Annotated in this window: 9 protein-coding genes; 3 read left to right on the top strand and 6 right to left on the bottom strand. The window is 72.6% G+C overall.

The window, feature by feature from the left end:
- Positions 1-710 precede the first annotated feature (710 nt).
- Both ACIHEI_RS29985 and ACIHEI_RS29980 read right to left on the bottom strand, forming a co-directional pair.
- Positions 711-1,361, bottom strand: a complete 651-nt coding sequence (locus ACIHEI_RS29985; protein WP_396608894.1) for a hypothetical protein — start codon at positions 1,359-1,361, stop codon at positions 711-713.
- Positions 1,362-1,410: 49 nt separating this feature from the next.
- Complete coding sequence (locus ACIHEI_RS29980) at positions 1,411-1,872, bottom strand: SUKH-3 domain-containing protein (RefSeq protein WP_396608893.1); 462 nt, start codon at positions 1,870-1,872, stop codon at positions 1,411-1,413.
- 271 nt (positions 1,873-2,143) lie between these two features.
- Here ACIHEI_RS29980 and ACIHEI_RS29975 point away from each other — a divergent pair, with 271 nt between their 5' ends.
- The gene (locus ACIHEI_RS29975) at positions 2,144-2,380 is read left to right on the top strand and encodes a hypothetical protein (RefSeq protein WP_396608892.1); all 237 of its coding nucleotides are present in this window, start codon (positions 2,144-2,146) and stop codon (positions 2,378-2,380) included.
- A 22-nt stretch (positions 2,381-2,402) separates the two neighbouring features.
- Here ACIHEI_RS29975 and ACIHEI_RS29970 read toward each other — a convergent pair whose 3' ends face one another.
- The 4 genes from ACIHEI_RS29970 to ACIHEI_RS29955 form a co-directional block, all read right to left on the bottom strand.
- On the bottom strand, positions 2,403-3,506 hold the full coding sequence (locus ACIHEI_RS29970) for a ricin-type beta-trefoil lectin domain protein (protein WP_396608891.1): 1,104 nt from the start codon (positions 3,504-3,506) through the stop codon (positions 2,403-2,405).
- A gap of 26 nt (positions 3,507-3,532) precedes the next feature.
- The gene (locus ACIHEI_RS29965) at positions 3,533-9,298 is read right to left on the bottom strand and encodes a PA14 domain-containing protein (RefSeq protein ID WP_396608890.1); all 5,766 of its coding nucleotides are present in this window, start codon (positions 9,296-9,298) and stop codon (positions 3,533-3,535) included.
- 350 nt (positions 9,299-9,648) lie between these two features.
- Positions 9,649-10,701 carry a hypothetical protein gene (locus tag ACIHEI_RS29960; protein ID WP_396608889.1) on the bottom strand — a complete coding sequence of 351 codons (1,053 nt, stop codon included), beginning with the start codon at positions 10,699-10,701 and terminating at the stop codon, positions 9,649-9,651.
- 94 nt (positions 10,702-10,795) lie between these two features.
- Positions 10,796-11,023: a hypothetical protein gene (locus tag ACIHEI_RS29955; protein ID WP_396608888.1), complete on the bottom strand. Its 228-nt coding sequence runs from the start codon at positions 11,021-11,023 to the stop codon at positions 10,796-10,798.
- A gap of 195 nt (positions 11,024-11,218) precedes the next feature.
- On the opposite strand from ACIHEI_RS29955, the gene ACIHEI_RS29950 reads away from it, so the two are divergent.
- Both ACIHEI_RS29950 and ACIHEI_RS29945 read left to right on the top strand, forming a co-directional pair.
- Entirely contained in the window at positions 11,219-11,740 is a 522-nt protein-coding gene (locus tag ACIHEI_RS29950; protein ID WP_396608887.1) for a toxin-antitoxin system HicB family antitoxin, read from the top strand.
- 85 nt (positions 11,741-11,825) lie between these two features.
- Positions 11,826-12,671 (top strand): DUF4097 family beta strand repeat-containing protein, encoded by an 846-nt coding sequence (locus ACIHEI_RS29945; RefSeq protein WP_396608886.1) that lies wholly within the window; start codon positions 11,826-11,828, stop codon positions 12,669-12,671.
- The last annotated feature ends 11 nt before the right edge of the window (positions 12,672-12,682 follow it).

The raw sequence follows: 12,682 nt of genomic DNA, 5'->3' as shown, positions 1-12,682 counted from the left end.
ACAAGGGCTGGTCCGGCTCGCACAGCGCGATGCCCAACTCCCGCCGCCCGGCCGGCTCTTCACCGACCGCCACCGGCCCGCGCTCCAGCGCGGCCCTGCCGCTACACCGGGCGACCGAGTACGGAACGCGGCACCTCGCTGCCGACGGAGGTGAACCCGCACGCGAGAACGGCCTGCGGCAAGCACGCGTCGGCCTCCGGCACAAGGGCTGGTCCGGCTCGCACAGCGCGATGCCCAACTCCCGCCGCCCGGCCGGCTCTTCACCGACCGCCACCGGCCCGCGCTCCAGCGCGGCCGTGCCGCTACACCGGGCGACCGCGCACGGAACGCGACACCCCGCTGCCGACGGGGGTGAACCCGCACACGAGAACGGCCTGCGGCAAGCGCGCCTCGGCCTCCGGGACAAGGGTCGGTCCGACTCGCACAGCTCAATGCCCAACTCCCGCCGCCCGGCCGACTCTTCACCGACCGCTACCGGCCCGCCCTCCGGCGCGGCCGTGCCGCTACACCGGGCGACCGGGGCGTCGCGGGCGCAGCAGCACCTCGCTGCCGACGGAGGTGAACCCGCACACGAGAACGGCCTGCGGCAAGCGCGCGGCGGCCTCCCGGACAAGGGTCGGTCCGACTCGCACAGCTCGATGCCCAACTCCCGCCGCCCGGCCGGCTCTTCACCGACCGCCACCGGCCCGCCCTCCGGCGCGGCCGTGCCGCTACACCGGGCGACCGGGGCGTCGCGGGCGCAGCAGCACCTCGCTGCCGACGGGGGTGAACCCGCAGGCGAGGAAGGCGCGCAGCGAGCGCGCGTTGCCGGGCGAGACGGCGGCGAAGACCGGTTCGCCTTCCGGGACGAGGGTGAGTGCGTCGGCGATCAGGGTGCGTCCGCGGCCGGGGAGGGGTTCGTCGGGGTCGTGCAGTTCGATGCTCAACTCCCGCCGTCCGGCGAGTCCTTGGGCGAGTGTGACCAGCCCGCGCGCGTCGCCGTACACCTCGACGCCGGCCCGTATGTCGCGGGCGTGCTGGACCCGGGGGTGTGCGTCCGCGCCGTCCAGCGGGCCGAGTTGGGCGGGGCCGCCGCTGCCGGGGGTGACCAGTGTCGCGTCGAGGCAGCCGATCCAGCCGCCGGGGCCGGCCAGGTGGCGCAGGAAGTCGGGCGCCATCGACTCGCCGAACCCGTCCGCCCCGTGTGCCCGCACCTCGTCGGCGGGCCGCGCCGTGGCGACCACCGCGTGTCCGGTGAACGCCACCGAGCACTCCAGCCCGCCCGCCAGCGGCCCGAGCACCGTCACCTCGCCGTCCACCGGCGGGAACACGCCTTTGGCCGCGTCCAGGAAGTACCCCAGCAGCGGATGCGACTCGACCATCCTTCTACCACCCGTCAGTTGTGGATCACCGCTCCCGAACCTACGCCGATCAGCCCCCGTCCACTGGCGGTTCGTCACGGATCCAGCGGGGCATGACGCCGAGGATCAGGTGCTCCATCGCCTGCGGCATCGGCCCGAAGCTCGCCAGTGTGCCCTCGACCAGGTAGACCTCGCCGGTCTCGTCGATGCCCAGGAAGAACCGGCCGTGGTCGAGTTCGCCGAGCGGGAAGATCCGCCGCCCGACGCCCTCCCCGAGCTCCAGGTACCGGTCCTCCTCCCCCACGGCCAGCTCGGGGTCGAGTTCGAACGGCGTGCGCGCGCAGGTGATTCCGGGCCCGTCGATGTCGACCGTCAGCCCGCCGAACTCGCGCAGGAACGCTTCCGCCGCCGCGTGCAGTTCCACGCCCCCGGGCTCGAACAGCTCCCGCCACCGCCCGGTCTCCACCGCCCGCCCGGGCGTCCACCCGGACGCCGTCAGCACCCTGGTCACCTCGTCCGACCATCGGTTCATTCGTCATCCCCCTTGCCCGTCACGGTGGTTCACCTTCCCACACCGGCGCGCACGGGGCGCACTTCGGGCTGGCGCACGCCTGGACGCGGTACTACGTACCACCCGATCGGCCGAGCAGGAACGCTCCGGCATCGATCGGGCTCGCGTCGGGCCGCCATCATCGTGCCGGTACCCGAACCACCGTGGCTGCGACCGGCTCCCGGCCGGCCGCAGCACGACGCCTGCGTGGTACCACTCCTCCCGCACGGCCATTCGAAAGGGAATGCGCACGATGAAGTTCCACCACCTCGCCCGCCGGGCCCAGTCGATCGCCGCCGCGGTGGTCCTCGCCGTCGGTACCTTCACCGGTGTCTCCCCGGCCCACGCGGCCGACTCCTGCGAGCACGCTCAGCTCCGCATCTCGCAGGACTTCGACGCCAACTCCCCCCGCCCGACCCGGATCCACGCCGCCGCGGCCCGTGCGCTCGGCCGCGGCCCCGCCGACCTCACCGGCTGGGCGATCAGCTGACCCGGCGCGCCGGGCGCCGCCGTCAGGTTCCGGCGCAGTTGGTGAACGTGGCCCGGGTCCGTGCGCTGTAGATGCTCGCGCCGCCGTTGGCGTCGTACTTGAGCGGCACGGTGATGGTGTCGTCGGCGGTCCACGGGAAGCCCTGGGTGTCGAAGGTCCAGGTTCCGGTGGCCTTGGTGGCGAGTTCGGACAGCGCGACCCACCCGTACTGGCGCGGGGGCACGCTCACGGTCAGCTTGTTGCCCATCTCCTGCTTGAGGTCCACCGTGGTGGCGCCGTTGACCTCGGCGGTGACCTCGAGTTGGAGCTTGGCCAGGCCGACGTCGCCTCCGACGGACAGGCTTCCGCCCAGTTTGAAGCCGATGGTGTTGGTCCACCCCGTGGTGGTGTTGAGCGTGAACTCCCACGGGATCGTGGTCGAGGTGTCGTTGAACCAGATCGGGGAGACGCACGACTCCGGCAGCGTGAACGGCGGTGTCTGGCCGGCCGTGGACCACGAGCAGGTCGAGGTGTCCTTGTTGCACCGGGCGGCCGCGTAGTCCACGGCGGTGTTCCACGCCGTCTGGTAGACCTCGGCGGGCAGCACCCACTGCTGGTAGGGCGTGTTGTCGCAGCGGTAGGTGTACACCCAGTTGTCGGTGGCGGGCGGTATCTGGACGGTCAGGCAGGAGTTGTCGCCGACCTGGCGGATCCTGAACGCCTTCTGTGCCGATCCGGCGACCGGTTGGAAGTACCACTGTTCGGACGCGCGCCCGTCACAGGGCTGTTGCCGCAGTTGGTAGCGGGCGGTGGTGAGGTCCATGCACTTGCCGGTGGTGGTGTTGACGATGGCGAAGCCCGAACCGAGGCTGGTGCCCGTGTTGATGCGCCACGCCGTGGCGGATCCGGGCGCCGGGTTGACCGAGATGGCCGCGTTGTCGTCGTAGCTGCCGCCCTGGACGTCCAGCAGTTTTCCGTTGCTGACGTTGGTGATCGTCAGCTGGATCAGCGCCGTGGGCGACGCGGCGCTCTCCTCGTGCGCGGCGGCGGGGGACGCCGTGATCCCCACGGCCGCGCACAGCGCCGCCGCGATGACGGTGGCCTTCCTCCAGAAGGTCCGTCGCTGCCTTGATGGTTCGGTCGTCACCGGCACGATCCTTTCGTGATGCGCAGTCACTTGTCCGACTTCCAGCGGTTGCACCAGCGACAGAGCAGCTGGCCGTTCTCCGGGGATCCGGCACCACCGTGGGCCTTGGGCTCCATGTGGTCGACCTGCCACTCGTCGTTGGACGGCGTCACCCCTCGCTGCGACTTCTGCGGCTGGACGACTTCCCGGCCGCACCATTCGCAGAGGTTGTAGCCGTTGTACTTGTCCGCGTTGATCGCGACGACGTCCCGCTTGCCGGCCCGGGTGAAGTCCATGTACGCCCGGCACGCCGCGTTGTGCACCAGGAACCGGCTCGCCCCGGCCTGGACGTAGTAGGTGTGGATGGTGCTGACGCTGAGGTTGTGGACGGTCGCGTCGGCCACCTCGCCGCGGTCGTGGACGGAGGCGACCTTCAGCGCCGCGGAACCGGGCGCACCACGGACGGTGTCACCGGCCCGGACGTCGCCGGCATCGACCCAGCCGCGGTCCTCGACCCAGATGGGATGTCCGGCGGTCGCGGTGACCGTCGCCGGCCGCGGCCCTTCGAGGCCGATGTCGATCAGGTGCTTGGTGCCGTGGCCGGTGATGACGTCCGTGACGGGTTCCGCGACGGTCCGGCCGGTGGCGGGATCGGTGGCCTGGACCTGGTCGCCTTCGCGCACCTCACCGATCGGTTTGACGGTGCCGTCGGCCATCACCACCGGGGTGTCGGGGGCGAAGGAGTTGCACGTCTTCTCGACCGCCTCGGCGGCCTTGCCGACGGTCGAGGCTTCTCTGGCCGCGGTCTTGGCGACGGTACTGGCGAGCTTGCCGCCGGGGATCATGCCGAGTGCGTCCATGGCGGCGGCCTTCTTGTTGCCCTGGGCGAGCTGGCCGGCCACCGCCACCCCGGAGGCGACCGTCCCCACCGGGCCCGGCACGTAGGCCACCACTTCCGCTGCGGTGGTCCCGACGCTGACCACCGACTTCCAGGAGAACGTCCCTGCCAGGTCCAGGCCGTTGACCGGGTCCGCGTCGACGTAGTCGTAGTCGTTGGCCGACCCGCCGGGTACCGGGTCGATCTGCAGGAAGCGGCCGAGTGCGGGCAGGTAGACCCGGGCGCCCATCTCGATGGCCTGCTGGCCGGCCAGGTGCTCGACCGGCCGCTCGTGCTGGCCCAGCCATCCGAAGTCCATCCCGCCGGCGGCGGTGGCGGGGATGGGGATGTCGGCGAAGGCGCCGGTGGCGGGGTCGATGTTCTGGCCGAAGGGGTCGTAGAGGTGGAGGTCGCCGGTGCGGGCGGCGGTCCCGTCCGCGGTGAACAGCACGTCGCCGTGAATGTTCGGGTAGGACCAGTTGGTGCTGGCGGCCCGGTCGTAGTTCTTGGTCAGCAGCACGCCGCCGGGCAGCGCCACGATCCGCTGGAGCAGGCCGCCGTCCTTGTCCAGGACGAGGTCCGCGTCGTCGTGCTTGGAGCTGTACGAGTAGCGGGTGGTCCCGTTCTTCGAGCCGTCGGCGGCGCCGGTGACGGTGCGGGCCGTCAGCCGGTCGGCCGGGTCGCGCAGGTAGGAGATCGTCTTCCCGTCGGCGGTGGTGGTGGCGATGTGCCGCCTGGCGGAGTCGTAGCCCAGGGTGTCGCCGCCGATCCTGACCGTGTCGCCGTGGCTGTCGTAGCCGAAGGAGAGTGCGGTGGGGCCGCTGGTGGAGGTCAGCCGGTCGGCGCCGTCGTAGCAGTAGCCGGTGGTGACCGCCGGGGCGCCGTTGAGACTGTCGGTGGACGCGGTGCGGTTGGTGTTCGACCCGGCCGCTGCCGCCGGCCCGCAGCCGCCGGCCGGGTCGAACCGGTAGGTGAGTTGGTGGTGCGGGACGGTCGCCGCGACGAGCCGGCCCACCGTGTCGTAGGTGTAGGAGGAGGTCGCGGCGGTCTTGCCGTCCGCGGTCACCACGTCGTCGGTGACCCGGTTGTTGCGGGAGCGGGTGACCGTGTCGACGACCGTGGACGCGGAGGTCTTCCACGTCAGCGCCGTCGGTTTGCCCGAGGCGTTGCGGGCCAGCGCGTCGAGGCGGGATCCGTTGCCGTAGGCGACGCGGGCCAGTTCGGTGGCCGCGTCGTAGCCGGGGGTGGCGACGATGGTCCCGTCCAGCTTGACGTTCGTCAATTGATTGGCATCGCTCCAGGAGTAGATCACAGTGCTGGACACGCCCTTGACCGTGGTCGTGTCCGTGGTCAGGCGCCCGACCTGGTCGTACGTGGAGATCGAGGTGACGCCGTTGGCATCGGTGTAGCGGACCTCCTGGCCGAGCAGGTCGACCACGGTGATGATCGACCCGTTCTCGTCGCTCACCTGCGAGGTCAGCGGGTCACCGCCGACGGCGTGGTCGGTGACGACGGTGCGGGCCGGCTTGGCCCCGTACGCGGGGAAGGTCTTCTTGACCACCCGTCCGCGCGCGTCGTACGTGGTGCAGGTCCAGCCCTCGTCGCCCGCGCGCTCGGCGACGGCACGGCCGGTCTCGTCGTACACGGTCTCGCCGGTGAGCGGCGTCCCGTCGGCCGGTCTGGCTTCCGTGGCGGTCTTGGCCATGCCGCCCTGGTTGGCGGCCGGAGCTTTCGGATCGCACGGGTTGGTCCGGGTCTCGGAGTCGCCGTAGTAGACCGTGGTGGCGTGCTTGTCGGGGTCGGCGAGGTCGCCACCGGGCTTCGCGGTGGCCAGTTGGCGCAGGTACTTGTCGCCCGGCCGCTCGTAGGCGGTGCGGGTGGTCAGGCCCAGTCCGCCGGGATCGGCCGTGGTGGACACGGTGAGCCCGTACACCGGGTCGATGCCCGCCGCCGGATCCGCGTAGCTGCTGGCGATGCGCCTGGACGGTGCCCGTTCCGTGTCGCCGCCGGAGGTGTCCTCGGTGGTGGAGCCGGTCGCCCAGCCGTACCGGGGCGCGAGCTTCGTCCCCGGCACCGGCACCGGCGTGCCGGCGCCGGGCGGAGTCCAGGTGAAGGCCAGTGCCCCGGTCGTACCGGAGCGGTTGTAGTAGTCGACGCGGACGCGGTGCCGGCTGCCGGCCGCGGTGTTGCCGTACGTACCCGCAACTGCCGTGCTGGGCTTGTCAGTCCAGCTGTCGACGGTCAGCACGTCGTCCACCCACAGCCGGACGCCGTCGACCGCGGTGAACCCGAGGCCGTAGTCCCCGGCGGCGGGGAACTCGATCTCGCCGGTGAACCGCCCCGACCAGCCGGCGGTGTTCGCCACCGGCGGGCCCGACCCCCACGACCGTGCCAGCGCCCCGTCACCGGCGCCGACCCCGGTGGCGAACTCCCGCGGCACCCCTGCCAGTTCCGGGTTGTCGTAGAGGGCGGCCGACAGCCCCACCAGGCCCTCGTCGTAGCTGGTGTGACTGTGCGGCATCGTGGCCGCGCAGGCGGGTGTCGGGATCAGCCCCGTGAAGCAGGACGCCGGTGCGGGCCCGTACTTGTCGACCGGGCGGTCGGCGTGGTCGTACACCGTGGTGGAGCGCCGGCCCGCGCTGTCGACCGCGGCGGTGGCCTGGTCCTTGGCGTTCCACTCGGCGGAGATGCTCGCGCCGGTGAAGTCGGTGGTGACCAGGGTGCGTCCGGCGTCGTCGTAGGTCACGGTGCGCGAGCGGGTCGAGTCGTACACCCCGGCCAGGGCCACGGTCGCCTGGTTGCGTTCGAGGTAGTACTGGTAGAAGTGCTCGGCGCGTTTGTCGCCGGAGCGGCCGTCCGGCGCCGCCGCCAGGACCTGGACCGCGCGCAGGGCGGGCGGTTCCTGCGGGTGCTCGACCACGGAGTCGTAGCCGATCACCGTGCAGGCGGCGGCGATGTCACCGGTGTTGGTGCACCCGTTCTCCGCGGACGGGGCCTGGTGGGCCACCCAGTCGTAGGCCAGGCTGCCGCGGAGGGTGGCCAGCGGCCCGATGCTGTCCAGGGCCCTCTGCTTCTCCTCCTCGTTGTCGCCGGCCTGGTCGTAGCGCTGCTTGGCCGAGGCCCGGCCGACGTAGTCGAAGTCCTGCATGGCCGCGCCGGGATTCTCGATCCTGGCCAGGGTGCCCAGCTGGTACCACAGCCGGGTCTCGCTGCCGTCCCAGTAGCGGATCCGGCACAGCATCCGCGCCGGGGCCGGGTCGGAGCCCGGCGGGTGGGACACCCCGCCGTAACAGCCGTCGCTGCCATCGGTGTTGTAGAACAGCCGGTGCGACCGGCCGGAGACCGGGTCCTTGATCTCGGTCAGCCGGGGCGGCGTCCCGCTGTAGAGGTACTGCAGGGCCGCGGGCTTCTTGCCGTCCAGCACCGACTCCACCGCGGCGAGCGTGCCGTCGGGGTTGAACACCGACACCGCGTCGCCCTCGGTGACCGTGATCCGCCCCGCGCTGTCGAACGCGAGCACGCCGTCCTCCCCGACCGGGGGTGCGTAGCCGCCCGCGGAGGCCTTGGCCCAGGTGTGCTTGCCGCCGGCGCCATCGGTGAGCACGACCGAGCCGTCCAGCATCTCGGCGTGGCTGTAGCCGCTGGACTGGGCCGAGAGCGTCCATCCCGGCGGCAGCGACTCCGAGTCCGAGGAGAACAGCCACTCCGTCGGCACGATCCGCGGTTCCAGGTTGTGAACGCGCTGGTCGTCGGGGCCGGTGCTGCTCTTGGCCCACAGCACCATGCGGGGCCGCTGGTCGGAGTGGTGGTACAGCTCGACGCGGATCGGCACCAGCTGACCGGCGGTCAGCGCGATGTCCTGAGCCTGGTGCGGGCCGGGCAGCAGGAAGTCGTCGCCGGGATCGGCCGCGCCGGGGCTGTCGTGGACCAGCGTGTCGCCCAGCCAGACCCGCGCACCGTCGGTGTGCGCGCCCGCGAACCGGAACTCCCCGGTCACCGGGGCCTTGAACTGGCCCTCCCAGCGCACCACGAACCAGTTCTTGTCCAGCGCGGGCGGCATCGGGTTGTCCCGCCACGGCAGGTTGTCCGGGTTGCCGGTCCACGTGACGCCCCAGTCCAGGTTGACCTGGGACTCGCCGCGCACCATCACCGGGGTCGCGTCCGGGGCGCCCGCGTGCCGCGAGTCGTTGAAGTACGAGGCGCGCACACCGTGCGGTGCGCCCTGCCGGGAGTTGTAGGCGAGGTTCACCCCGGCCGATCCGCCGACGGTCTGGAACGCGGGCCCGGCGGCCTCGACGTGCGCGTTGCCGTTGAACAGGTTCACCGTCACCGGCCCCAGGTGGTCGGTCGGTGCCGGCCCCGGATCCCCCACCCGCTGGTTGACCGTGAAGTGTCCGACCCACTGCGGCGCCGTCGCCGTCGTCGCCCCGGGCGTCGAGGTGGCCGCCGTCCAGGTGTAGCGGCCGCCGTCGTGCAGCACGTGCTTGGGGACCGTCCACTGCGGCTGGTCGAGGCACCCGGAGTCCACCACGCTGCCCGAGCGGCCGTCGAAGCCGGTGGAGACCTTGAAGCAGTACAGGACGCCGTCGCCGACCGCGGCCACCTGCAACACCGGCGTCTCCGTGCCCACCACCGCGCCGTCGACCGGAGCGACCGGACTGGTCTGCGGTGCCGGGTCGGCGCCGGACGCCGACCGCTGCGCGTCGAACCGGGTGTGCTCGCCGGTCGCCAACGGCTTGAAGTCGGCCTTCGGCTGCCCGGGTTCGGCCTGCGGCTGCTGCTTGCCCGCCGACGGCACCGACAGGATCGGCAGATCCCTCGGCACCGGCTTCGACGCCGCCGACGCGGACGCCGCCGGCACCACCTGCGCCTGCGCCAGCGAGACCATCAGCACCATCGCCACCGCGAACACGATCAACCGCGACCACGACCGCACGGACAACCGCGCCCTGCCGCCCCCTCTGGACAAGGCCCCTCCAACGTCGTCGGTGTCCGCCGGAACCCGCGGGCCTGGGCAACAACGGAGGAAATCCTCCGCGCCCACCGGGCCCCGGGGAACAGGCTCCGTCCACCTTGGCCGGAATCACCGACCCACCGAACGCCAAACGGAACACCCTCCCCACGGGCCGTACGCCACCTCCACCCACCCCTGTCAGGAACATGGCCAAAGATGCACCCCCGGGCACCCCCGAAGCGGAGCCGCAGGACCGCCGACACCCACACCCCCAACTTGGCCGGAACCACGCCGCAACACCGCGGCCTGCTCAGACCCGCATGGGCGCCCCGTCAGCACCATCCGAACGGCATCCAGCCCGGGTGGACGGCGCGCACCGCCGGGCGCCGGTCGGCGGGCACACGGGCCAGCAGGTCGTGGATCAGCCATCCGTCGAAGTAGACGCCGCTGCGCCACGTCGGCAACGGCGGGTCGTCGCGGTCGAGTTCGGCGCGCAGCAGGCTGTGGACGCGGACGGCGGCGCGCATGCGCGGGAAGGCGAGGTGCCGCCAGACCGCGAGGTCGAGCGGGATGCCGGTGACGCCGGGCGGGGTCGGCCAGGGCCGGCCGGTCTGCGGGTGGCGCGGGACGAGTGCCAGCTCGGGGTGACGGCCGGCCAGGGGGCGGCCGGGGCCGTGCAGGGCGCAGCGCTTCGCGGGGCGGCCGGCGTCGGGCGGGAAGTGGCGCATGGCGCGGTCGAAGACGGCGGCGGCCTCGCCGTCGTCGAACGCCACGGGCGCGCCACCGGCGGCGAGAGCGAGGCCGACGAGGGTCGTGCTCATCTCCTGTTCGCAGCGGCGGTCCCAGCGGCCGGCCGCGTCGACCGGGGGGACGGCGTAGCGCTCGTCGATCAGCCCGTCCCAGTCGGTGACGGGCAGATCGGGGCCGGCGGGGACGGCACGGACCGCGTCGGGTTGCAGCCAGACGGCCTGCCAGACGGAGCAGTCGTCCTCGCGTGCGCCGACGGGGAGCCCGCAGTGAGCACAGGCCAGGTTGGGGCCGTGCCCGCCGGTGAGGCCGCAGCAGTAGCCGTCGGCGCCGTCGACGATCAGTGTGGTGCCGATGTCGTCGCCGGGCGCCAGCAGGATCTGCCCGCGCGGGCCGTCCGGCAGGGAGTACACACGGTCGTAGTAGCCGCGGGCCTCCGCCTCGCCGTCGGCGAGCTCCTCCCAGAGCCGCCAGGGTGGGCCGGACTGCTCCGGGTCGACGGCGTAACTCCCCGCGTCCATCAGGGCCGGCATCCGCAGGCCGTTGCCCACCTGATGACGGGCGTAGGGCGGGAACCGGACCCGGCTGACCGGCCGGGTGAGTGTGCTCGCGCAGTGCGCGCACGCGAAAAGCTCCAATGGGCGCCCTCCTTCGACGACCGGCGCAAGATCGCACACCGGCCGGTTCGAAGGCAAGGGGTTTTCGACCGTACGTCAAGCCCGGTGGCCGCGTTCAGCCCTGTTCGCGCAGCGCCCGGTCGACCTGGTCGCGTTCGTAGCCGAACCGGACAATGTCGAACGCGGCAGGGCGCGGCCGCTGTTCGGGCGGCAGGGCGAGGTGGGCCTCCACCTGCTGCCGGTCGTACCCGCGCCGCACCACGTCGAACGGGGCGGCGGGGTCCGGGACTTCGGTGGGGGCGGTTCGGCGCTGCCACCAGCGGGTGCGGTGTTCCTCGGTCATGGTGGCGGTCCTCCCCCGTCGGCGACATCTCCGGGGGATGCTACCCGCCGGACCGGTCGACACCATGGCGCGCCATCAGTGGCACCACTTGGCACCCATCCATCTCCGCTGGTCAGAGTAGCCTGGCAGGAAAGACCAACCATCCGACACTGCAAGGAACTTGTCGTGGCATCAGAGTGATGCCACTATGGAGCCATGGACCTCACCCCGTATGTCGACAACCTCCGGCGCGAGTTGGCGGTGGCCGCCGAGGCCGGCGGGCCCGAGGCCCGCGAACTGGCCGACCGGCTGACGGCCCCGCTGGAGTCGGCGACCCGGCTGACCATGCTCCACGTGCTCTCGGCCGCGATGGCCGAGGTCACCCGCGAGCTCGCCCCGGGCTCGGTCGACGTCCGACTGCGCGGCCTGGACCCGGACTTCGTGGTCACCGCACCGCCCGCCGAGCCCGCCGCCGTCGAACCGACACCCGTACCCGCAGCTCCCGTGGCACCCGACCTGCCCGCCGCCGAGGACGACGGCGGCCAGGCCAGGATCAACCTGCGCCTGCCGGCCCAGCTGAAGGCGCGCGCCGAGGAGGCCGCCGCCCGCGAGGGGCTGTCGGTCAACGCCTGGCTGGTGCGGGCGGTGGCGTCCGCCGTCGAGGGCGGGGCCCGTCCGCGCGTGCAGGCGGAGCGTTCGCAGACCTTCGGCCAGGGCTACACCGGCTGGGTCCGCTGACCGAACACCCGCACCACCCCGCATCGCCCCGACACCCGACGACCGGGCCCCGACGCCTCTGACGACCCATGAGGACGGTACTGCCATGCCTTCTTTCGACACTCCCGAGCCGATCTCGCTGAACGTCCAGGTGTACGCGGGCTCGGTGCACGTCATCGCGACCGACCGCGCCGACACCGTGGTCGAGGCCCGGCCGCGCGACCCGGACCGGGAGGTGGACGTGCGCGCCGCCGAGCAGACCGAGGTCGGCTTCGCGGGCGGCGTGCTGACCGTCCGCACCCCCAAGCAGCGCTACCCGCTGGGCCGGACCGGCATGGTGGACGTGTCCGTCGAGCTGCCGGCCGGCTCGCACCTGGAGGCCGGCGGCGCGTGGACGCAGGTGCTCGGCGAGGGCCCGCTCGGCGAGGTGCGGGTGAAGACCGCCTCCGGCGACGTCCGGCTGGACAGCACCGGGCCGCTCCAACTGTCGGCCGCGCACGGGTCGGTGACCGTCGAGGAGGTCCGGGGCCGGGCCGAGATCAGCACCAGTTCGGGCAGCGTCCGGGTGGGGCTGCTGGACGGCCCGGCGGTGGTGAAGAACTCGCACGGCAGCACCACCGTCGCGCTGGCCACCGCCGACCTCCAGGTGAGCGGCGCCAACGGCGACATCACCGTCGAACGGGCCGAGGCCTCGCTGCGCGCCAGCACCGCCCGGGGCACCCTGCTGGTGGGCGAAGTGGTGCGCGGCAGCGTGCAGTTGGAGACCGGCTTCGGCACGATCGAGATCGGCGTCCGGACCGGCACGGCCGCCTGGCTGGACGTCGGCGCGCAGCGCGGGCAGATCCGCAACGCGCTCACCGGCGCGGACGGACCGGAGCAGGGCGAGGAGACCGCCGAGGTCCGCGCCCGCACCCGCTTCGGCAACATCGACATCCGCCGCGCCCGCGCCTGACGTACCGTCAA

It is taken from the genome of Kitasatospora sp. NPDC051984, from assembly GCF_044593455.1.
Taxonomy (GTDB): domain Bacteria; phylum Actinomycetota; class Actinomycetes; order Streptomycetales; family Streptomycetaceae; genus Kitasatospora.
Note: the sequence above shows the minus strand (reverse complement) of the source record. Positions and strands in the feature narration are given on the sequence as shown.